The 21084-nt window shown below is 71.4% G+C and carries 17 protein-coding genes and 1 pseudogene; 4 read left to right on the top strand and 14 right to left on the bottom strand.

Translation table 11 applies throughout. The annotated features are described in order from the left end of the window. Window positions 1-130: 130 nt before the first annotated feature. Complete coding sequence (pafA, locus tag CRV15_RS23945; protein WP_003958011.1) at window positions 131-1492, bottom strand: Pup--protein ligase; 1362 nt, start codon at window positions 1490-1492, stop codon at window positions 131-133. A gap of 82 nt (window positions 1493-1574) precedes the next feature. Continuing rightward, window positions 1575-2870, bottom strand: coding sequence for an MFS transporter (locus CRV15_RS23940; protein ID WP_003959849.1), 1296 nt, complete (start codon window positions 2868-2870; stop codon window positions 1575-1577). A 137-nt stretch (window positions 2871-3007) separates the two neighbouring features. Here CRV15_RS23940 and CRV15_RS23935 point away from each other — a divergent pair, with 137 nt between their 5' ends. Further along, window positions 3008-4126, top strand: a complete 1119-nt coding sequence (locus tag CRV15_RS23935; protein ID WP_003959850.1) for a LacI family DNA-binding transcriptional regulator — start codon at window positions 3008-3010, stop codon at window positions 4124-4126. A gap of 162 nt (window positions 4127-4288) precedes the next feature. Here CRV15_RS23935 and prcA read toward each other — a convergent pair whose 3' ends face one another. From prcA to arc, 6 genes and pseudogenes are all read right to left on the bottom strand, one after another. Beyond that, the gene (gene prcA / locus CRV15_RS23930) at window positions 4289-5101 is read right to left on the bottom strand and encodes a proteasome subunit alpha (protein ID WP_003958014.1); all 813 of its coding nucleotides are present in this window, start codon (window positions 5099-5101) and stop codon (window positions 4289-4291) included. Window positions 5102-5152: 51 nt separating this feature from the next. After that, on the bottom strand, window positions 5153-5998 hold the full coding sequence (prcB, locus tag CRV15_RS23925; RefSeq protein WP_003958015.1) for a proteasome subunit beta: 846 nt from the start codon (window positions 5996-5998) through the stop codon (window positions 5153-5155). After that, a pseudogene (locus CRV15_RS23920) lies at window positions 5950-6141 on the bottom strand (endonuclease domain-containing protein); the annotation flags it as partial. The pseudogene CRV15_RS23920 and the gene prcB, both read right to left, overlap by 49 nt. A gap of 160 nt (window positions 6142-6301) precedes the next feature. Then, a complete protein-coding gene (locus tag CRV15_RS23915; protein WP_003958017.1) occupies window positions 6302-6520 on the bottom strand; it encodes a ubiquitin-like protein Pup in 219 nt (72 codons plus the stop codon). Between the two features lie 151 nt (window positions 6521-6671). Further along, window positions 6672-8183 carry a depupylase/deamidase Dop gene (dop, locus tag CRV15_RS23910; protein WP_003959854.1) on the bottom strand — a complete coding sequence of 504 codons (1512 nt, stop codon included), beginning with the start codon at window positions 8181-8183 and terminating at the stop codon, window positions 6672-6674. Window positions 8184-8441: 258 nt separating this feature from the next. Next, window positions 8442-10208 (bottom strand): proteasome ATPase, encoded by a 1767-nt coding sequence (gene arc, locus CRV15_RS23905; protein ID WP_009995599.1) that lies wholly within the window; start codon window positions 10206-10208, stop codon window positions 8442-8444. Between the two features lie 263 nt (window positions 10209-10471). Between arc and CRV15_RS23895 the strand changes: the two genes are divergently transcribed. Then, window positions 10472-10783, top strand: a complete 312-nt coding sequence (locus CRV15_RS23895; protein ID WP_003959856.1) for a ferredoxin — start codon at window positions 10472-10474, stop codon at window positions 10781-10783. A gap of 108 nt (window positions 10784-10891) precedes the next feature. On the opposite strand, the gene CRV15_RS23890 is transcribed toward CRV15_RS23895, so the two are convergent. From CRV15_RS23890 to CRV15_RS23880, 3 genes are all read right to left on the bottom strand, one after another. Continuing rightward, window positions 10892-11470, bottom strand: a complete 579-nt coding sequence (locus tag CRV15_RS23890; RefSeq protein ID WP_009995601.1) for a hypothetical protein — start codon at window positions 11468-11470, stop codon at window positions 10892-10894. 245 nt (window positions 11471-11715) lie between these two features. After that, the gene (locus CRV15_RS23885; protein ID WP_003959858.1) at window positions 11716-12606 is read right to left on the bottom strand and encodes a tRNA (adenine-N1)-methyltransferase; all 891 of its coding nucleotides are present in this window, start codon (window positions 12604-12606) and stop codon (window positions 11716-11718) included. Between the two features lie 132 nt (window positions 12607-12738). Beyond that, window positions 12739-13989 carry a site-2 protease family protein gene (locus tag CRV15_RS23880; protein ID WP_003959859.1) on the bottom strand — a complete coding sequence of 417 codons (1251 nt, stop codon included), beginning with the start codon at window positions 13987-13989 and terminating at the stop codon, window positions 12739-12741. A gap of 91 nt (window positions 13990-14080) precedes the next feature. Between CRV15_RS23880 and CRV15_RS23875 the strand changes: the two genes are divergently transcribed. Beyond that, a complete protein-coding gene (locus CRV15_RS23875) occupies window positions 14081-14959 on the top strand; it encodes a RecB family exonuclease (RefSeq protein ID WP_230864098.1) in 879 nt (292 codons plus the stop codon). 73 nt (window positions 14960-15032) lie between these two features. Next, window positions 15033-15707 carry a response regulator gene (locus tag CRV15_RS23870; protein WP_009995606.1) on the top strand — a complete coding sequence of 225 codons (675 nt, stop codon included), beginning with the start codon at window positions 15033-15035 and terminating at the stop codon, window positions 15705-15707. Between the two features lie 113 nt (window positions 15708-15820). Here CRV15_RS23870 and CRV15_RS23865 read toward each other — a convergent pair whose 3' ends face one another. From CRV15_RS23865 to CRV15_RS23855, 3 genes are all read right to left on the bottom strand, one after another. Further along, on the bottom strand, window positions 15821-17407 hold the full coding sequence (locus tag CRV15_RS23865; RefSeq protein ID WP_009995607.1) for an ABC transporter substrate-binding protein: 1587 nt from the start codon (window positions 17405-17407) through the stop codon (window positions 15821-15823). 547 nt (window positions 17408-17954) lie between these two features. Beyond that, window positions 17955-18686, bottom strand: a complete 732-nt coding sequence (locus CRV15_RS23860) for an HAD family hydrolase (protein WP_003959863.1) — start codon at window positions 18684-18686, stop codon at window positions 17955-17957. A gap of 209 nt (window positions 18687-18895) precedes the next feature. Then, a complete protein-coding gene (locus CRV15_RS23855; protein ID WP_009995608.1) occupies window positions 18896-20950 on the bottom strand; it encodes a glycosyltransferase family 4 protein in 2055 nt (684 codons plus the stop codon). Window positions 20951-21084: the final 134 nt, after the last annotated feature.

The following is a 21084-nucleotide window of genomic DNA, read 5'->3' as shown; positions in this document are numbered from 1 at the left end:
GACCGGGGCCCGGCACGAGAAACGCACGGGGCCCCGGTCGCGTTCCCACCCGAGGGCACGCACGGGCACACGGACACACGAGAACCGGACATCCGAGCGGAGCCCGTTCCGCGCCGGGCGGCCGCCGGTCTCACATTCCGGCGATCAGCTTCTCCACCCGGTCGTCCACCGAACGGAACGGGTCCTTGCACAACACCGTCCGCTGCGCCTGGTCGTTGAGCTTCAGATGCACCCAGTCGACGGTGAAGTCACGGCGCTGCTCCTGCGCCCGGCGGATGAAATCGCCGCGCAGCCGGGCCCGGGTGGTCTGCGGGGGCACCGACTTGCCCTCGAAGATCTTCAGATCGTTGCAGATCCGCGCCGCCTGGCCCTTCCGCTCCAGCAGGTAGTACAGCCCCCGTCGACGGTGGATGTCGTGATACGCGAGATCTATCTGCGCCACCCGGGGGTGCGACATCGTCATGTTGTGCTTCGCCCGATAGCGCTCGATGAGCTGGTACTTGATGACCCAGTCGATCTCCGTCGCGATCCGGTCCAGATCCTGGGTCTCGATCGCGTCGAGCGTACGGCCCCACAGCTCCAGCACCTGTTCCACGGTGCCGGTGCGGATGCCCCTGCGCTCCACGAAATCCACGGCCTTGTCGTAGTACTCGCGCTGCACCTCCAGCGCGGACGCCTCCCGGCCGCTCGCCAGCCGCACCTTGCGCTGCCCCGTGATGTCATGGCTGACCTCGCGGATCGCGCGGATCGGATTCTCCAGCGTGAGGTCCCGCATCACCGTGCCCGCCTCGATCATGCGCAGCACCAGATCGGTCGCCCCGACCTTCAGCAGCATGGTCGTCTCGGACATGTTCGAATCGCCCACGATGACATGGAGCCGCCGGTAGCGCTCCGCGTCCGCGTGCGGCTCGTCCCGGGTGTTGATGATCGGGCGCGAACGCGTCGTCGCCGAGCTGACACCCTCCCAGATGTGCTCCGCCCGCTGGCTGACGCAGTACACCGCGCCCCTCGGCGTCTGGAGCACCTTCCCCGCCCCGCACAGCAGCTGCCGGGTCACGAGGAAGGGAATGAGAATGTCCGCGAGCCGGGAGAACTCACCGTGCCGGGCCACCAGATAGTTCTCGTGGCACCCGTAGGAGTTCCCCGCCGAGTCGGTGTTGTTCTTGAAGAGATAGACGTCTCCCGCGATCCCCTCCTCGTGCAGCCTGCGCTCGGCGTCGACCAGCAGACCCTCAAGAATCCGCTCGCCCGCCTTGTCATGCGTGACCAACTCGGTCACATTGTCGCATTCCGGTGTTGCGTATTCCGGGTGCGAACCCACATCGAGATACAGACGGGCACCGTTCCTCAGGAACACATTGCTGCTGCGGCCCCATGACACGACTCGGCGGAAGAGGTACCGCGCCACTTCATCAGGGGACAGCCGGCGCTGTCCCCTGAAGGTGCACGTGACGCCGTACTCGTTCTCCAGCCCGAAAATGCGGCGGTCCATGTCTGAACATTACGCCTCAGAACCAGAGCTGAAACCGGGTTCGGCGGCCGCATTACGATCATTTTCCGCTGACCTGGCGGCGTCAGTGCCCCGGGACGCCCCCCGACGGGGCGGCGGCACCCCGGGAAGCCGCCGGAACGGTGAGCACCCGCGCCGTCGCCAGAAGCACCAGCAGCGCGGCCACGCCGCCGCCGCCCGCCACGGCGAAGCCCCACGCCGTCGCGGCGCGTTCCACGACCGGGCCCGCGACCGCCGTGCCCGCGGCGGCGCCCACGCCGAAGGCCGTCACCAGCCAGGAGAACGCCTCCGTCACCGTCCCCTTGGGGGCGTGCCGGTCCACGACCACGAACGCGCAGGCCAGCGCCGGTGCCAGAAACAGGCCGGAGACCGCCGCCAGCACCATCATGGGCGCCACGCCCGGCGTCAGCGTCAGCGGCAGATAGCCCACCGCGAGCAGCGCCACCAGCACCCGCAGCCGCCGCTCCGGGGCGCCCGCCCAGGAACGCGCCCCATAGGCCACACCGCCCACCAGCGCGCCGAAGCTCAGCGCCGCCAGCAGCCCGCCGTACACGGCCTCCCGCCCGTGGTCGTCCGCGTAGGCCACCCCGGCCACGGTGATCGCCCCCAGCGCCGTCCCGACGAAGAAGAACGAGCCCAGCAGCGCCAGCAGCCCGCCCGAGCGGAGCGCCCCCAGCCAGTGCGCCTCCCGGGGCGCCGAGCGCCACACGAGCGACGGCCGCGAGGTCACCACCGCCAGCACGCCCGCCACCCCGATCGCGTTGATCACCAGCAGCGCGGCGCCCGCCGACCACCAGGAGACGAAGAGGGTGACGAGCAGGGGTCCGACGGTGAACATGACCTCCTGCGCCACGGCGTCCAGCGCGTAGGCCCGGTGCACCCGGTCCTGGCGCACCAGCACGCTCGGCCACAGCGCCCGCAGCCCGCCCTCCAGCGGCGGCGTGAACAGCCCGGCGACCACCACGGCCGCGTACGCCAGCGGCAGCGAGTCCATGCCCGCGACCGCCAGCGCCACCATCCCCAGCGCCGACAGCACCACGGCGGGCAACTGCACCCGCAACTGTCCGTACAGGTCCACCGCGCGCCCCAGCAGCGGCTGGCCCACGGCCGTGGCGATCCCGTACGCCGCCGCCAGACCGCCGGCGAGGCCGTAGCCACCGCCCTCGGAGCGGGTGAACAGGACGAGGGCCACCGGGCCCGTCACATGCGGCAGCCGCCCCACGAGCGTGCCGGTGAGCAGCCGGGCGGCGTACGGGGCCCGCAGGACGGCGCCGTAGCCGACGGCCCCGCCGTCGCCGCCCTCCCCGGCGGCGGGGCCGCCTCCGGTGTCCTCGGTGGTCCCGACGGCGCCCGCACCCATCCCGTACCCCTCTCCACTCCCCGGCCCACCCGGAGTTTTACGTATAACGTCGCAGGGTCCATACGTACCATGAGCCCAGTCCACGGGTCCACAGCACACAGCGGGTCCACAGCACAGCAGGAGAGGGAGCCGGCGTCATGACACACGGGGCCCGACGGCTCGGCGACGGGCGGGAGCGCGCGCCCGCCCCCGGCGACGGCACCGGCACCGGCACCGGCGGCCCGGCGCACGCGCCCGGGGACGGGGCCCGGGCCGCCCGGCCCACCAGCCGCGACGTCGCCCGCGCCGCGGGGGTCTCCCAGGCCACCGTCTCCCTGGTCCTCGGCGACAAGTGGCGCGGCCGGGTCTCCGAGCGCACCGCGGACACCGTCCGCGACGCCGCCCGCGCCCTCGGCTACCGGCCCAATCTCGCCGCGCGCCAGCTCCGCCTCGGCCGCACCCGGACCGCGCTGCTGGTGATCCCGGCGCTCACCAACGAGTTCTTCGCCCGTGTCTACACCGGGGCCGCCGGGGTCGCCGACCGCCATGGCTTCGGCGTCGTCGTCTACCCCTCCCCCGATGTCGTCGGCCCGGCGAAGGACCCGTTCCCCTCCGCCCGTACCGCCCTCGACGGGGTGATCGCCTCCTCCATGGCCGCCTCGGTGCTCAGCGCGCTCCACGACAGCGGTCTGCCGCTGGTGATGCTGGACAGCGACCCCGCCGACCCGGGCGCCGCCGCCCACGTCAACCTGGACATCGCCGACGGCGTCCGCCAGGTCGCGGGCCATCTCCTCGGCCTCGGCCACCGCGAGATCCTGCACCTCGCCTCGGACATCGACTCGTGGACGTTCCACACCCGCGCCCGCGCGCTCGCCGCCGCGCTCGGCGCCGTCCCCGGGACCACGCTGCGGACGGTCCGGTCGCCCTTCACCGTGGCCGCCGCCCGCCGGGCGGCCGAGCACGCCCTCACGGTCCCCGGGTCCCGGCCCACCGCCGTCGTCTGCGACGGCGACACCCAGGCCGCCGGGGTCTGCAAGGCCGCCCGCAGGCTCGGGCTGCGCGTCCCGGAGGACATCTCCGTCACCGGCTTCGACGATCTCGCCCTCGCCACCGCCGTCGAACCGGAACTCACCACGGTCCGGCTGCCCGCCGAGGAGGTCGGCGAACGCGGGATGCGGGCCCTGCTCGACCTCCTCGACCGCCGCCCGCCCACCGGCGGCGACCTCCCGGTCGGCCTCGTCGTGCGGGGCTCCAGCGGCCCCGCGCCCCGGCGCTGAACCACGCCGCCGCGCCCCCTCGGCCGCACCGGACCCCTCGGGCCGCCGGAGGCGGGGCGCCACCGGACACGGCGATGCCCCGGCTCCGGGCTCGTGACCACGAGCCGGAACCGGGGCATCCGCCGAGATCGGCCGGAGTGCCGGAAGGGCCGGTCGAACGGGTTACGCCCCGCTCCCGCCGCCCTCCGGCGCGTCCGGCGCACCCTCCGCCGGGGCATCCGCCGAGGCGTCCGGCGCGGCATCCGCCGACGGGTCCGCCTCCTCCTCGCCCGCGCCCTCGCCCGCCAGCAGCCGCGTCAACTGCCGGCCGGTGATCCGCTTGAACTTGCGCTGCTGCGGACGCGTCCGGTCCAGCACCGCCACCTCCAGCCGGTCGGCCGGGATCTCGCGATCCGCGCCGTTCGCCTGGTTCGACAGCGCCTGTACGGCCAGCTTCAGCGCCTCGGCGAGCGACATCCCGTCCCGGTGCCGCTGGTCCAGGAACGCGCTGATCTGCTCCGCGTTCCCGCCCACCGCCACCGAGCCGTGCTCGTCCACGATCGATCCGTCGTGCGGCAGCCGATAGATCTGGTCACCCTCCGGAGTCGCGCCGACCTCCGCGACCACCAGCTCCACCTCGTACGGCTTCTCCGCCGCGCTGGAGAAGATCGTGCCCAGGGTCTGCGCGTAGACGTTCGCCAGACCGCGGGCGGTCACATCGTCGCGGTCGTAGGTGTATCCGCGCAGATCCGCGTAGCGCACCCCGCCGATCCGCAGATTCTCGTACTCGTTGTACTTCCCGGCAGCCGCGAAACCGATCCGGTCATAGATCTCGCTGAACTTGTGCAGCGCCCGGGACGGGTTCTCACCGACAAAGACAATGCCGTCGGCGTACTGCAGCACCACCAGGCTGCGGCCACGGGCGATGCCCTTCCGAGCGTATTCCGCCCGGTCCTGCATGGCCTGTGCGGGCGAAACATAGAACGGCGTCGTCACCGGTTATCCGTCCCTTTCTGTCTTCAGTGGCTGAGGAAACATCCGCACGGCTCAGAGCAACGCGGCACGCGGCCCGTCGGGCTGGTCGAGGCGGCGCTCCACGACCGCGCGCGCCACCGCGGAGGACTCCTCCTCCGAGAGCCTGCGCGCACCCTCGCCGTCGATCACCGTGACGAGCGGATAGATCCGCCGGGCCACGTCCGGACCGCCCGTCGCCGAGTCGTCGTCCGCCGCGTCGTAGAGCGCCTGCACCACCAGTGTGGTGGCCTGCTCCTCCGTCAGATCGGGGCGGTAGAGCTTCTTCAGCGAGCCCCGGGCGAAGACCGAACCCGAGCCGGTGGCCGCGAAGCCCTGCTCCTCGGAGCGCCCGCCGGTCACGTCGTACGAGAAGATCCGGCCCTTCTCACGGTCCACGTCGTACCCCGCGAAGAGCGGGACCACGGCGAGGCCCTGCATCGCCATCCCGAGATTGCCCCGGATCATGGCCGACAGCCGGTTGGCCTTGCCCTCCAGGGAGAGCTGGGTGCCCTCCACCTTCTCGAAGTGCTCCAGCTCCAGCTGGAAGAGCTTCACCATCTCCACCGCGAGACCGGCGGTGCCCGCGATGCCCACGGCCGAGTACTCGTCGGCCGGGAAGACCTTCTCCATGTCCCGCTGGGCGATCATGTTCCCCATCGTCGCCCGCCGGTCACCGGCGAGGACCACGCCCCCGGGGTACGTGGCCGCGACGATCGTGGTCCCGTGCGGCGCCTCGAAAGCGCCCTGCACCGGGGGGAGCGCTCGCCGTCCGGGCAGCAGCTCCGGGGCGTGGTCCCCCAGGAAATCCATGAAGGAGGAGGAGCCAGGCGTCAGGAAGGCAGCTGGTAGACGCCCGGTGCCACGAGTATTGGCTTCCACGGGTTCCCTTCCGAGTAGGCGGCAGCCCGGCGGACGGCGCCGGGGTCGTCCCCCAACGTGCCGATGGCCGAATTGCAGTTGAAGCACAGTACGCCACGGACCTTACCCGTCCGACGGCGATGATCCACATGTGCGGGTGGGGCGGTCGCCCCGGGAGCGGGGCCGGTGGCCCGCCCGCCGGTTTCCGGATTCCGATGTGCGGCCCCCGGATTCCGGATTCCGGCCGCGGGGGACTCACGGGAGCGGAGGAGTCCGCCCACGGCCCGTGCGCCACCCCTCGACCATTAAAGCGGACATACCGCCTTATTCTCCACCCTTTTGCACAAATGACCGCACGAAGTCCTCAGCATTTTCCTCCAGGACATCGTCGATTTCATCCAGCACCGATTCGACGTCGTCGGACAATTTCTCCTGGCGTTCCTTGAGGTCTTCCGAAACCTGCGCATCCTGCGCCTGCTCCTCGACCTCCTCCGTGGAACGCGTGGCCTTCTGCTGTCCGCCGCCGGTGTCCTTGGTCGCCATGTCCCTCACCCCGCTCGCTCTGCCCTGACGTGAGTTCGTTCCTGTCGAGATCAGACCCTACAAGCCAGGTCCGACATCGGCCCCGCACTTTCCACAACGTCCGGAGACCCTTCGGATGATTCCCGGAGATGATTCCCGACCGGAGGCCCTTTTAGCCGCCCGAAAGCACCCGGACCAGATCTTCCGCGGTCCGGCACCGGTCCAGCAGGTCCTTGACATGGCTGCGCGTGCCGCGCAGCGGCTCCAGGGTGGGGACCCGTTGCAGGGAGTCACGGCCCGGCAGATCGAAGATCACCGAGTCCCAGGAGGCGGCGGCCACGTCGTCGGCGTACTGCTCCAGACAGCGCCCCCGGAAGTAGGCGCGGGTGTCCTCGGGAGGCCGGGTACGGGCCTCGGTGACGGCCTCCTCGTCCAGCAGCCGCTTCATCCGGCCCCGGGCCACCAGCCGGTTGTAGAGGCCCTTCTCGGGGCGTACATCCGCGTACTGGAGGTCGACGAGGTGCAGCCGGGCGGCGTCCCAGCCGAGGCCGTCGCGGCGGCGGTACCCCTCCATCAGCTCCTTCTTGGCGATCCAGTCCAGCTCGCCGGAGAGGCTCATGGGGTCGTTCTCCAGCCGGTTGAGCGTGTCCTCCCAGCGGGCGAGCACATCCTTGGTCTGGTCGTCGGCGTCCGCGCCGAACCGCTCCTCGACATACTTCCGCGCCAGCTCGTAGTACTCCATCTGGAGCTGGACGGCGGTGAGTGTCCGGCCGCTGCGCAGCGTGACCAGGTACTGGAGGCCGGGGTCGTGGGAGATCTGGTGGAGGGTGCGGACGGGCTGGTCGACGGCGAGGTCCACGGCGATGAAGCCGTCCTCGATCATGGAGAGCACCAGTGAGGTGGTGCCCAGCTTCAGATAGGTCGAGATCTCCGAGAGATTGGCGTCCCCGATGATCACATGGAGGCGCCGGTACTTCTCGGCGTCGGCGTGCGGCTCGTCGCGGGTGTTGATGATCGGGCGTTTGAGGGTGGTCTCCAGACCCACCTCGACCTCGAAGTAGTCGGCCCGCTGGCTGATCTGGAAGCCGTGCTCGTGGCCGTCCTGGCCGATGCCGACCCGGCCGGCGCCGGTGACGACCTGGCGGGAGACGAAGAACGGGGTCAGATGGCGCACGATGTCCGAGAACGGGGTCTCCCGCTTCATCAGGTAGTTCTCGTGCGTGCCGTAGGAGGCGCCCTTGTTGTCGGTGTTGTTCTTGTAGAGGTGGATGGGCTGGGCCCCGGGGAGCTGGGCCGCGCGCTCGGCGGCCTCGGCCATGATCCGTTCGCCCGCCTTGTCCCAGAGGACGGCGTCCCGGGGGTTGGTGATCTCCGGGGAGCTGTACTCGGGGTGGGCGTGGTCGACATAGAGCCTGGCCCCGTTGGTGAGGATCACATTGGCGAGGCCGATGTCCTCGTCGGTGAGCTGGCTGGAGTCGGCCGACTCCCGGGCGAGGTCGAAGCCCCGGGCGTCCCGCAGCGGGTTCTCCTCCTCGAAGTCCCACCGCGCCCGCCGCGCCCGGTGCATCGCCGCCGCGTAGGCGTTGACGATCTGGGACGAGGTGAGCATGGCATTGGCGTTGGGGTGCCCGGGGACGGAGATGCCGTACTCCGTCTCGATTCCCATTACGCGCCGTACGGTCATGCGGCCCTCCTTGCCCTGCGCCGCGCCCGTCCGGGGGCGGCGCTCAAGTACCGCTGGTGCTCCGGTGCGCCTGCGGTGCCCGTCCCCGCGGTGCGCGACCCGGCGGTACCGAAGAGCCTAGAACGGCTCCGTGCTGCTGGGGAGATCGTTTCCGTCTTTCCGCGCGGTGGCCCGTGGGGCCCGGCGGACCGGTGCGCCGACCGGGGGAAAGACACCGGCTGCGGGTGCCCCGGCCGGGGCACCCGCAGCCGGTGTGCATTACAGGTACTGGCCGGTGTTCGCGACCGTGTCGATGGACCGACCGGTGTCCGCGCCTTGTTTTCCGGTGACCAGGGTACGGATGAAGACGATCCGCTCGCCCTTCTTTCCGGAGATCCGGGCCCAGTCGTCGGGATTGGTGGTGTTCGGCAGGTCCTCGTTCTCCTTGAACTCGTCCACGCATGCCTGGAGGAGATGGGAGACGCGGATGCCTTTCTGGTGGTGGTCGAGAAATGCCTTGATGGCCATTTTCTTCGCCCGGTCCACAATGTTCTGGATCATCGCTCCGGAGTTGAAGTCCTTGAAGTAGAGGACTTCCTTGTCCCCATTCGCGTAGGTGACCTCCAGGAAGCGGTTCTCCTCGGTTTCCGCGTACATCTGCTCCACGACCGACTGGATCATGGCATGGGCGGCGGCTTCCTTGGAGCCATTGTGCTCCGCGAGGTCGTCCCCGTGCAGCGGCAGGGTCGCGGTGAGGTACTTCGCGAAGATGTCCTTCGCGGCCTCGGCGTCTGGGCGCTCGATCTTGATCTTCACATCGAGGCGGCCGGGGCGCAGGATCGCGGGGTCGATCATGTCCTCGCGGTTGGAGGCGCCGATGACGATCACGTTCTCCAGGCCCTCGACGCCGTCGATCTCGGCGAGGAGCTGGGGGACGATGGTGTTCTCCACGTCCGAGCTGACACCGGAGCCACGGGTGCGGAAGAGCGATTCCATCTCGTCGAAGAAGACGATGACAGGGGTGCCCTCGCTCGCCTTCTCCCGGGCCCGCTGGAAGACCAGCCGGATATGGCGCTCGGTCTCGCCGACGTACTTGTTGAGGAGTTCGGGGCCCTTGATGTTGAGGAAGTAGCTCTTGCCCGCGGGCTGCCCCGTCACCTCGGCGACCTTCTTGGCGAGGGAGTTGGCGACCGCCTTGGCGATGAGCGTCTTGCCGCAGCCGGGCGGGCCGTAGAGCAGGATGCCCTTGGGGGGCCGCAGCTCGTGTTCCTTGAAGAGGTCGGGGTGGAGATAGGGGAGCTCGACCGCGTCGCGGATCAGCTCGATCTGGTCGCCGAGGCCGCCGATCTTCTCGTAGTCGACGTCGGGGACCTCTTCGAGGACCAGTTCCTCGACCTCGCTCTTGGGCACGACCTCGTAGACGTAGCCGGAGCGGGGTTCGAGGAGGAGGGCGTCCCCGGGGCGGACGGTGGTGCTCAGCAGGGGCTCCGCGAGGCGGACCACGCGCTCCTCGTCGGTGTGGCCGACGACCAGGGCGCGCTCGCCGTCCTCCAGGACCTCCTTGAGGGTGACGATGTCCCCGGCGCGCTCGAAGGCCATGGCCTCGACCACGTTGAGCGCCTCGTTGAGCATGACCTCCTGGCCCCGGCGCAGCTCGTCCACGTCCACACTGGGGCTGACGTTGACCCTGAGCTTGCGGCCTCCGGTGAAGATGTCGCAGGTGTCGTCCTCGTTGGCGTGCAGGAAGACTCCGAAGCCGGCCGGCGGCTGGGCGAGCCGGTCGACCTCCTCCTTGAGGGCCACGATCTGGTCGCGGGCCTCACGGAGGGTGTTCGCGAGCCGTTCGTTCTGTGCGGACACGCCGGCCAGGTTGGTCTGGAGCTCGACGATGCGCTCTTCGAGAATCCTCGTGTGGCGCGGAGAGTCGGCGAGCTTGCGGCGCAGGACGGCGATTTCCTGCTCCAGATAGGCAACCTGACCGGCGGGGTCTTCGGACCCCCGCCCCGGCCGGATGCCGCGGTCGATGTCGTCGTCGTGGGCTGCCACGGTCCTCACCTCCTCCAAGGGGAGCTGGACGCTTTCTGACCCTACCTGCGTGGGTGGTGATTGAAACCCATAGATCAGAAAGACGGTAGGGGCGTGTCCGATCTTCACCCTTGCGCTTCCCTCACCCGAGGGGAATACCCACCCACCAACATCGGAAAGCGGGCGGTTGTAAGGTCGAAGTGTTCAACACCCGTCAGGGCTGGCGCGACTTGCTTCACAGCGGGTCGGGCAGGTCCGGTCCGACGCAGGAAACGGCAGGAGATATGACCGTGCAGCACGAGGCCCCGTCCGATGGCCCCGCGGAGGCTCTGGAGGTCTGGATCGACCAGGATCTCTGCACCGGGGACGGGATCTGTGCTCAGTACGCCCCCGATGTGTTCGAGCTGGACATCGACGGTCTGGCCTATGTGAAGAGCACGGACGACGAGCTGTTGCAGGAGCCGGGGGCGACGGCGCCGGTGCCGCTGCCGCTGCTGCGGGACGTGGTCGACTCGGCGAAGGACTGCCCCGGGGACTGCATCCATGTCCGCCGGGTCGCGGACCGGGTCGAGGTGTACGGGCCGGACGCCGAGTAGCCGCGCGGGCACACGGCGTTCGACAGGGGCCTCGTGCCGGGTTTCTCCCGGGGCGGGGCCCCTGGCCGTGCCTCCGGTGTGCCCCTCCGGGGTCCCGCCGGACGGGGCTCAGAGGGCCTGGGGCGGGCGCTGGAGGGTACGCAGGAAGCTGCCGTCCTGCCAGGTCCACCGGGCACGCTCGGTCAGGTCGGGGCAGCAGCTCGGGACGTCGGGGGACGAGTAGCCGAGCAGGGTCGCGGTGACGGCTCCGTCGCGGACCGCCAGGCTCTGGGCGGTCTGCCGGCTCTCGGGGGCGAGCAGGGTGGCGACGAGGCGCGGGGCGCCGGTGCGGTCGGCGGTAAGGACATAGACGCCGGTGGGCGGGGTGCCGGAGCCCGCGGCGCAGCGGGCGGCCACGACGGTCTCGGGGCGGCGGTCGCCGTCGAGGTCACCGGTGGCCCGGCCGACCAGGGTGCTCTTGATGTTTCCGCAGTTCAACGGGAGGGTCACGGCCGAGGGGTCGGGGGCGGCCGGGGTGGCGGCCGGGCTCGGGCCGGGGCGCTCGGCCGCGGTGTCCTTCGCGGTGGCGGGGTCGGGCTGGAGCAGCGCGGCGAGGGCGACGACGGCGGCGGTGGCGGCCGCGGTGGCGAGCCAGTGCGCGGGGCGGGTGCGGGTGTGTGCGAGGTCCGGGGCGTCGGCGGGCTGCACGGGTGAGGATCTCCTGTGACAGGGGTGGCCTGCGGGGCGGTGTCGGGTGGGAGATCTGCATCGTGCCACAGCGCACGGCCGCGGGACGGCCCGGGGACACGGGCCCCGTGTCAGGGTTGTGTAACCGTCCCGGCCGGTGAACGCGCGGCCGCCGCCGCCGAGTTCCCCCTGGCGCGGGGGAACTCGGCGGCGGCGGCACGGTGTTGTCCGGTCATCCGGTCCGGGCAGGCCCGGCACCGGGGTGTTCAGCTGTTCTTGTTGGGGCCCTCGTAGTCCTCACCGTAGGCGCCCTTGGCGGGACGGCGGCGGCGCATGGGCGGCTCCACCCCGTCGGCGAGCCGGCGGGCGGTGACGAGGAAGCCGGTGTGGCCGATCATGCGGTGATCGGGGCGGACGGCCAGGCCCTCGACATGCCAGTTGCGGATCATGGATTCCCAGGGCTGCGGCTCGGCGAAGCACCCGATCTCCCGGATGGACTCGACGGTCCGGGCGAGCTGGGTGGTGGTGGCCACGTAGCAGCAGAGGATGCCGCCGGGGACGAGCGCCTTGGAGACGGCCTCCAGGCACTCCCAGGGGGCGAGCATGTCGAGGATGACCCGGTCGACCTCGGTGTCGCTCAGGTTGTCCTGGAGGTCGCCGACGGTGAGCTGCCAGGCGGGGTGCGGGCCGCCGAAGTAGCGCTCGACGTTCTGCTGGGCGATCTCGGCGAAGTCGGCACGGCGCTCGTAGGAGTGGAGCATTCCGTGGTCGCCGATGGCGCGCAGCAGGAAGGCACTGAGGGAGCCCGAGCCCACGCCGGCTTCGACGACACGGGCGCCGGCGAAGATGTCGGCGAAGGCCAGGATCTGCCCCGCGTCCTTGGGGTAGACCACGGCGGCGCCGCGGGGCATGGACAGGACGTAGTCGGGGAGCAGGGGGCGCAGCGCGAGGTAGGCGACGTTTCCCGTGGTTCGGACAACACTGCCCTCGGGGGAGCCGATCAGCTCGTCGTGCGGGAAGGAACCCTTGTGGGTGTGGAAGTTCTTCCCGGCTTCGAGCGTGAAGGTGTAGTGGCGTCCCTTGGGGTCGGTGAGCTGGACCTGGTCCCCGACTGTGAAGGGCCCGCGTCGGCGGGCGGCACCGGTCGGTTCGGACATGTGACCAGGGTACCGGGCGTGGGGCCGGGGTGTGGACGGGGGCGGCGGGGCCGCCGGGACGGGCCCGGTCGGGGCCGCCGGGACGGGCTGCTCGGGGCCGCCCGGCGGCCGGGCCGGGGCGGGCCGGACGGATCAGCGGGGGCGGGCCATGGCGGCGACGAAGGCGCGTTCCACATCGGCGGTGGAGAGGACCCCGTAGATCTCCCCGGTCTTCTCCACGACGAGGTACTCGGTGGCGGGGGACGCGCGGAGCCGGTCGAGCAGGTCCTCGCCGGAGAGGTCGGCGGGGACGCGCATGCCGTCGGTGAGGTCCTGGGCGAGCCCGCTCACCGCGACCCAGGGGCGGCGGTGCTCGGGGATGCCGACGATCGCGGTCTCGCGGACGAGGCCGGTGGGGTGGCCGTGGCCGTCGACGACGACGAGGGCGCGGGCCCCGGCCTCGTTGGCGCGGCGCAGCGCCTCGGAGAGGGGGGTGTCGGACTCGACGGGGACGGCGCGCCGGGTGAGGGTGCGGGCGGCGAGTTCGGGCAGGTGTTCGCGGAGCCGGGCCACCCGGAGGCTGTTGCCCGCGCCGGTCCAGATGATGGCGGCGAGGATGGCGGCGAGGAGCGCGTCGGTGACGGTCTGGGTGCCGCCGATGTCCTGGGCGGGGTTGCCGAGGGCGCCGGTGTGGGTGAGCAGGGGGAGGCCGATGAGGACGGCGACGGCGAGGGCGCGGCCGACCCAGGCGGCGGCGACGGTGCCGCTCATAGGCTTGCCGGTGATCTTCCAGACCACGGCGCGGAGCATGCGCCCGCCGTCCAGCGGCAGGCCGGGGAGCAGGTTGAAGACGGCGACGATCAGGTTGGAGATCATCAGTCCGGCGAGCAGGACACCGGGGACGGTGCCGGGTTCGACGGTCTGCATGCCGAGGTAGAAGACGCCCGCGAGGACGAGGGAGAGCAGCGGGCCGACGAAGGCGAGGACGAACTCCCGCCCGGGGGTCTCGGACTCCTTCTCGATCTCGGAGACGCCGCCGAAGAACTGGAGCTGGATCCGGCGCACGGGGAGCTTGAAGCGGAGGGCGGCGACGGTGTGGGCCAGCTCGTGGACGAGTACGGAGGCGTAGAAGGCGACGGCGAAGAAGAGCGAGACGAGGTAGCGCGCGTTGCCGAGTTCGGGCAGGACCCGGTCGAGCTGGCCGCCGAAGACCCAGGTGATCAGGGCGGCGACCAGGAACCAGCTCGGGGCGACGTAGACGGGCACACCGAAGATGCGGCCCATGAGGATGCCACCGCCGGGGCCGTCGGGGCGCTTGGGCCCGGTGCCGGGGCCGTCCGGCCCGGTGCCCTGGCCGTGGGCGCGGGCGCGCTCGGGCTGGTCGGGTGTGCCGTCCTCGTTCACGGGGTCCCTTCGGGGTGTGCGGGGCGATGCGGTACCTCTTCCGTCGATGGTATTGCGCCCGGTGTCAGTGGCGGGCCGTAGGGTCGTGGTCATGAGTACGGGTGAGGGGTCGGCCAGGGGCGCGGCCACGGGTGCGCCGCCGGTGTCGTTGTCGCCGTCGCGGGCGAGCGACTTTATGCAGTGTCCGCTTCTGTATCGGTTTCGGGTGATCGACCGGCTGCCGGAGCGGCCGAGCGCGGCGGCGACGCGGGGCACGCTGGTGCACGCGGTGCTGGAGCGGCTCTTCGACGCCCCGGCGGCGGAGCGGACGGCGGGCAGGGCGCGGTCCCTGGTGCCGGGCCAGTGGGACCGGCTGCTGGCGGACCGTCCCGAGCTGGGTGGGCTGTTCGAGGGCGATACGGGGGGTGAGCGGCTGGCGGGCTGGCTGGCGGAGGCCGAGGCCCTGGTGGAGCGGTGGTTCTCGCTGGAGGACCCGACGCGTCTCGAACCGGCCGAGCGGGAGATGTTCGTCGAGGTCGGCCTGGATTCGGGGCTGCGGCTGCGGGGCGTGATCGACCGGGTGGACGTGGCGCCGACGGGCGAGGTGCGGATCGTCGACTACAAGACGGGGAAGGCGCCCCGCCCGGAGTACAGCGAGGGCGCGCTGTTCCAGATGCACTTCTACGCGCTGGTGATCTGGCGGCTGAAGAAGGTGGTGCCGCGCCGGCTCCAGCTCGTCTATCTGGGCAGCGGTGACGTCCTCACGTACGACCCGGTCCCGGCGGACCTGGAGCGGGTGGAGCGGAAGCTGCTGGCGCTGTGGGACGCGATCCGGCGGGCGACGGAGACGGGCGACTGGCGGCCGCGGCCGACCAAGCTGTGCGGCTGGTGCGACCACCAGGCGGTGTGTCCGGAGTTCGGGGGCACTCCGCCGGTGTATCCGCTGAGCGTGGTCCCGGCGCCGTCCCCGGGCGGGGATGCGGAGGGCTGAGGCGTTTCCCCGGGCGCGGGCCGTGCGGGGGGGTCAGGGCAGAATGGGGGCGACCGAGTGTGAGGAGTTGCCCGTGGCCATCCGCGTCCTGCTGGTCGACGACCAGCCGTTGCTGCGTACCGGTTTCCGCATGATCCTGGAGGCCGAGCAGGACATCGCGGTCGTCGGGGAGGCCGGGGACGGCCTTCAGGCGCTGGACCAGGTGCGGGCGCTCCAGCCCGATGTGGTGCTGATGGACATCCGGATGCCCCGGATGGACGGGGTGGAGGCGACCCGCCAGATCACCGGTCCTGGCCGGGACGGTCCGGCGAAGGTGCTGGTGCTGACGACGTTCGACCTGGACGAGTATGTCGTGGAGGCGCTGCGGGCCGGGGCGAGCGGCTTTCTGCTGAAGGACGCTCCGGCGCATGAGCTGGTGCAGGCCATCCGGGTGGTCGCGGCGGGCGAGGCGATGCTCGCCCCGAGCATCACCCGGCGGCTGCTGGACAAGTACGCGGGCCATCTCCCCTCGGGCGAGGAGCCGGTGCCGGACACGCTGAATTCGCTCACCGACCGTGAGGTCGAGGTGTTGAAGCTGGTGGCGCGCGGTCTGTCGAACGCGGAGATCGCGGCGGATCTGTTCGTCAGCGAGACGACGGTGAAGACCCATGTGGGCCATGTGCTCACCAAGCTGGGGCTGCGGGACCGGGTGCAGGCCGCGGTGTACGCGTACGAGAGCGGGCTGGTGCGCCCGGGCGGCCAGCAGTAGTCAGCGGCCGGCGGCGGTCCTGTACGACGGCGGCGGCGGTCCAGGTGGACCGCCGCCGTCGTCGTGTACGGGTGCCCGCTCGGCCGGGGCTTCCCCCGGGTGCGGGCGGCGGGTCAGTTCCCGCTGTTGTCCAGCTCCCAGAGCTGGAGGTCGGAGCTGCCGTTGAGCAGCCGCTCGACGCCGTTGATGCCCTTGCGGGAGGCGACGTACTGCTTGCCCTGCCAGAGCGGGAGGACGGGGACGTCCTCGGCGACGATCTGCTGGAGCCGGGCGAAGGTCTCGGCGGCGGCGGTGCGGTCGGCCTGGCGGCGCGACTGGGGGATGAGCTTGCGGGCCTCGGCGCTGACGTACGGCGAGCCGAGGAAGTTGTCCTTCTCCAGGAAGGGCGCGATGTAGTTGTCCGGGTCCGGGAAGTCGGGGACCCAGCCGAGGCCGTAGACGGCGTAGTCGCCGCGCTGGCCGGCGGCGCGGAACGCGGACCACTTGTCCGTGCCCTTGGCGGTCGCCTTGAAGAGCCCGGAACGGTTGAGCTGGTCCCGGATGACCTCGTACTCCTTGGCGTTGTACCGGTCGGAGGCGTAGTGGATCGTCACCTCCACCGGGGTGCTGATCCCGGCGTCCCGGAGGGTGGAGCGGGCCTTGGTGATGCTCGGGTCGCCGTACTTGTTGTAGAAGGCGTTCTTGTGGGCGCCGACGCTCGCGGGGATGAGCGAGTACAGCGGCTCGGCGGTGGCGTTGTAGACCTGACCGGCGATCTGGCCCCGGTCGATCAGGGTGGCCATGGCCTGGCGGACGGCCTTGTCCTTGACCGACGGGTGGTCGGTGTTGAAGGCCAGGTACTGGATGGAGAGCCCGGGCAGCTCGGTGAGCTTGACGTCCTTGCTCTGGTTGTCCAGCATCTCCTTGATGTGGGCGGCGGACAGCTCCCGGGTGGCGACGTCGATCTCGCCCTTCTCCAGCGCGCGCCTCATGGCGCCGGAGTCGGGGAACACCCGCAGCTCGACCTTGTCGTTCCGCAGGTCGATATCGCCGGTGTAGTGCTTGTTCCTGCTGAAGACGACCTTGCTGACATCGCCCTTCTCGGCCTGCGTCTTCATCGTGTACGGGCCGGAGCCGTCGACCTGGAGGCCGTCGCGGAGCTTGGCGGCGTCGTACTTCTTCTTGCTGACGATGGCCGCGGCGGGGGTGGAGAGCTTGAACGGGAAGGTCGCGTCGGGCGTCTTCAGATGGAAGACGATCTCCCGCTCGCTCTTGACCTCGATGGTGTCGACGTTCGACAGCAGCGCGGCGGCACCGTTGCGGTCGTTGATGCCGATGATGCGCTCGATGGAGAACTTGACGTCCTCGGCGGTGACGGCGGAGCCGTCGGAGAACTTCAGCCCGGAGCGGAGCTTGCACCGGTAGCTCTGGGAGGCGTTGTCGGTGAAGTCGCAGGACTGGGCGGCGTCCGGGACGGGCGCGCCGCCGCCGCGCGGGGCGTGCATCAGCGTCTGGAGGGTCTGGCGGAGGACGTTCCAGGAGCCGGTGTCATAGGCGAAGGCCGGATCGAGGGGCGCGGGCGAGTCCTCGCCGACGGTGATCCGATCCGTGGTGCCCACGACCATGGCGTCACCGCCGCCGCTCTCCGTACTGCCGCAGGCGACGAGGACGGGGGCGAGCAGGCCGACCACGGCCGGCAGCACCAGAGTCTTACGGTTCATCCTGGACGTTCTCCTCATCCGGCACCGGGATTTCAGCCTGTACGGAAGGTTCCGCCACGACCGCCCGGTGGGACGGTCCGATCGGTCCGGGACGGCAGGGCTGTCGGCCCTGGTTCACGGCGGCGGTGCGACCGCCGAGGCGTGTCCGGGGTCGGGGTGCGGCGAAGACCCGCGATGAGATTAGTCGGCGTACGGAGAGGGGGTTGACCGGGCCGCCGAAGGGTCGTATGCGCTGGGTGACCGGCCGTGTCGACATATGGATGACGGCGTTCAAGAACGTTTCGTACACCGCTTGATGAATGCGGACACAACACCCCTCCCGGGGTGGCGCATGAAGAGCCCGCGAGAGGGGTCGGAGCCGGGCCGGGAGGGGGTTCGGTGACGAAAGTCACGCCGCCGATCTTCCCCAGGCACCTGGATCGGTGCAGTTCAGGGCGGTGCGGTGGGGAAGTGACCAGGGAACGGCGGAGTGCCGGAGGATACGGAGGGTGACGGGACGGCGCCGGGCTGACGCGCCCGCGGCCCGTCAGCCGGAGGCGGTGACCCGTCAGCCGGACGAGGTGACCAGGGCCCGGAGCACACCGAGGTCGACCTCTTCGAGGGAACGGACCACCAGCCGCCCCTCGGCGGGGGCGATCGGGGCGACGGAGGGAACGGCGACCACCCGGCAGCCCGCGGCCTCGGCGGCGGCGACCCCGGTCGCGGTGTCCTCGATCACGGCGCAGCGGACCGGGTCGGCGCCCAGGCGGCGGGCCGCGAGCAGATAGGGGTCGGGGTGCGGCTTGGTGCGGGGCACCTCGTCCCCGGCGACCGAGAAGGCGAAGTGCTCCGGGCCGAGGGAGGCGAGGACCCGGTCGATGATGCGGCGGTGGGAGGCGGAGACCAGGGCGGTGGGCACCCGGTGGGCGGTGAGTTCGGCCAGCAGCTCCCCCGCGCCGGGCATCAGGGGCACCCCGCGGCCGATCCTGGCCTCGAAGCGGTCGTTGAGCAGCACGGTCAGCTCGGGCAGGGCGATGTCGGCGCCGGTGGCCTCGATGAGGTAGCCCGCGCTGCGGCTCATGGGGCCGCCGACGACCACGTCCCGCCAGCCCTCGTCCAGCCGGTGTCCGAGGTCGGCGAAGACCTCGACCTCGGCGTCCCACCAGAAGCCCTCGGTGTCGACGAGGGTGCCGTCCATGTCGAGGAGGACGGCTTCCAGGCCCGGGGCGGCGCCGCGCGGCCGGCGGTCCGGGCGGACCTCGGCGGGGCGGGGCGGGGACACGGGGACCGTGCTGGTCATCGGCACACCTCCGGAAGGGACGAGAAGGCCGGTCCCGCTCCCGCGGCTGTTCCCGGGGGGCGGCGACCGGCCTGCGCTGGACCGACCAGTGTACGTCTCGTGCGTCCGGGGTGCGCTGCCGTGGCGCGAGGGGCCCGGCGGAGGCGGCGGCGGGCCCCCGGGGGCCCCGCTGGGACGTCTCAGGGCGCCTCAGTGTGTTTCAGGACATCTCAGGCGTCCGCCGGGGGCAGGTCGACCACGTTCACGGAGAGGTCGTTGTGGACGGTGTAGTAGGGCCGTACCCGGGCGCGGCCCCGGGAGGTCTCCTCGATCACCGTGATCGGGTAGACATGGACGTCCTTGCGGTCCTTCACATCGCCGAACCAGGCGCCCACCCGGACCGGGGCGCTCACCCCGTCCACGTTCAGATACAGGTCCCACAGGTCCTGCTCGGCGAAGCGGTGGGCGGCGGGGGCCCCGGTGTCGACCGTGAAGCGCACGGCGCCGTCCGGCAGGGTGGCACAGGGCAGCTCGATCGCCAGCTCGGCCCCGCCGCGCAGCCGCAGCACGGCGGAGCGGGCCGCCTCGGTGGTGCCGTAGAGACGGCAGGTGACGGTGATCCGTCCGTCGCCGACGTCGACGCGCTCGGTCTCCGCGTGGACGGGGGCCCGGCGGACCCGCAGGGCGAGGTAGCCGTCGACGGTGGTGTACGGCGTCCGGGCGGTCACGGGGGTGGTGGTCACGGGCGGCCGGTCCGTCACCAGGAGGCGGTTGTCCACCAGCCGGGAGCGCAGCCGGTTGCGGCTGCCGTCGGCGCGCAGCAGATGGAAGTCCCAGGTGTCCTGCTGGAGCGGGGTGCCGTCGGCGAGCTGGGCCGCCTGGCCCGCGGTGCTCTGCCGCACCGGCAGGGACACGGTGTCGACGCGCTGCTCGGCCTTCTTCTCGCCGCGCCGCTCCAGCAGGACGGTGCCGCCCACCGGGCGGGACTCGGGCGTGGGGCGGATGTCGATCGCGCCGGACCGGAGGCAGACGAGCGCCGCGGCGGCGGACTTGACGGGCTGGGGCGCGGCCGGGGCGGCGGCCGGGGCGGACTCGGCGGCGCGCGGCTTGAGCAGCCGCCGCAGCCCGCCGAGGGTGCGCCGGACCGGGCTGGTGCGGCCCTTGCGGAGCTGTTCGAAGAGTTCGTCGTAGCGGGCGGCGACGGCGGCGGGGTCGAAGCGGGCGGCGTTCCTGCGGGCGGCCTCGCCCATGGCGATCCGCTTCTTCTCGTCGCCGATGAGGTCGAGCAGGGCCGCGGCGATGGCGTCGGTGTCGCCGACGGGGACGAGCCGTCCGTCCTTGCCGTCCCGGATGATCTCCCGGGGGCCGAGCGGGCAGTCGGTGGAGACGACGGGGACGCCGCAGCGCATGGCCTCGACGATGGTCATCCCGAAGGACTCGCTCTCGGAGGTGACCGCGGCGATGGAGCCCTTGACCCACTCCGCCTCGATCGGGGAGGCGAGGCCCATGAGGTGGACCTGGTGGAAGAGGCCGAGTTCGTTGATGAGCTTGCGCAGCTTGGCGCGCTGGCTGCCGTCGCCGTAGATCCTCAGGTCCCAGTCGGGGTGTTCGGCGGCGACCTTGGCGAAGGCGCGGACGAGGTCGTCGTAGCGCTTGACGACAGCGAGCCGGCCGGCCGCGACGACGGTCTTCGGCCGGCCGGTGCCGGGGGCGACGAGGGGTTCGGGCACGCTGTTGGGTATGGAGAGCACCGGGAGGCCCGGGATCTTCATCTGGGCGCGGTAGTTGTCGGCGTCCGCCTCGGAGACGGTGACGAAGCCGTCGAGCCGGGGGTAGTGGGCGCGCAGCTCGGCCCGGAGCGGCTCGGGGTGCGAGGCGAGGGTGACGTGCTCCTGGCCGATGCGGAGGGTGTGTTCCTCGGTGAGGGCGGCGACATAGACGTTCATGCCGGGGCGGGTGCCGATGGCGACGTCGGGCTTGGCCTTCTTGAAGTACTCGGCGACCTTGCGGTCGCACAGGGCGCTGTACTGGCGGTAGCGGGTCTCGGACGTGGGGAAGATCTCCGCGGGGGTGTCGCGCGCGGCGGCGTGCTCCTCCGAGCGGGTATCGACGAGGGGGACGACCCGGACCCGGGGGTCGATGGGGAAGAGCGTGGTGTCGCGGTCGCGGAGGACGGACACAATCTCGACCTCGTGGTGGTCCGCCATCGCCGTGGCCAGGTTGATGGTGGTCCGGTTGGTACCGCCCAGGCCGTAGATGTTGTGTATCAGAAAAGAGATCTTCATCGGGTCTCCGCCGTTTTCCAGCCCCACGGTGCCGCCCGCCGCGGTCCGTGGGGGCTTCCGGCAGCCGAGCGGTGGACAGCCCGGGTCAGCGGGGGCTGCCACCTGGCGCGGATCTTACGTCAATGGTTCAGCTG

The organism is Streptomyces clavuligerus (assembly GCF_005519465.1).
Taxonomy (GTDB): domain Bacteria; phylum Actinomycetota; class Actinomycetes; order Streptomycetales; family Streptomycetaceae; genus Streptomyces; species Streptomyces clavuligerus.
This window is presented reverse-complemented; position numbering and strand designations above follow the sequence as displayed.

What these genes read in the sequence shown, in the direction of transcription:
- pafA (WP_003958011.1), bottom strand. Translation starts at nt 1,492, where the DNA reads ATGGACCGCCGCATTTTCGGGCTGGAGAACGAGTACGGCGTCACGTGC.
- CRV15_RS23940 (WP_003959849.1), bottom strand. Translation starts at nt 2,870, where the DNA reads ATGGGTGCGGGCGCCGTCGGGACCACCGAGGACACCGGAGGCGGCCCC.
- CRV15_RS23935 (WP_003959850.1), top strand. Translation starts at nt 3,008, where the DNA reads ATGACACACGGGGCCCGACGGCTCGGCGACGGGCGGGAGCGCGCGCCC.
- CRV15_RS23915 (WP_003958017.1), bottom strand. Translation starts at nt 6,520, where the DNA reads ATGGCGACCAAGGACACCGGCGGCGGACAGCAGAAGGCCACGCGTTCC.
- dop (WP_003959854.1), bottom strand. Translation starts at nt 8,183, where the DNA reads ATGACCGTACGGCGCGTAATGGGAATCGAGACGGAGTACGGCATCTCC.
- CRV15_RS23895 (WP_003959856.1), top strand. Translation starts at nt 10,472, where the DNA reads ATGACCGTGCAGCACGAGGCCCCGTCCGATGGCCCCGCGGAGGCTCTG.
- CRV15_RS23885 (WP_003959858.1), bottom strand. Translation starts at nt 12,606, where the DNA reads ATGTCCGAACCGACCGGTGCCGCCCGCCGACGCGGGCCCTTCACAGTC.
- CRV15_RS23875 (WP_230864098.1), top strand. Translation starts at nt 14,081, where the DNA reads ATGAGTACGGGTGAGGGGTCGGCCAGGGGCGCGGCCACGGGTGCGCCG.
- CRV15_RS23865 (WP_009995607.1), bottom strand. Translation starts at nt 17,407, where the DNA reads ATGAACCGTAAGACTCTGGTGCTGCCGGCCGTGGTCGGCCTGCTCGCC.
- CRV15_RS23860 (WP_003959863.1), bottom strand. Translation starts at nt 18,686, where the DNA reads ATGACCAGCACGGTCCCCGTGTCCCCGCCCCGCCCCGCCGAGGTCCGC.
- CRV15_RS23855 (WP_009995608.1), bottom strand. Translation starts at nt 20,950, where the DNA reads ATGAAGATCTCTTTTCTGATACACAACATCTACGGCCTGGGCGGTACC.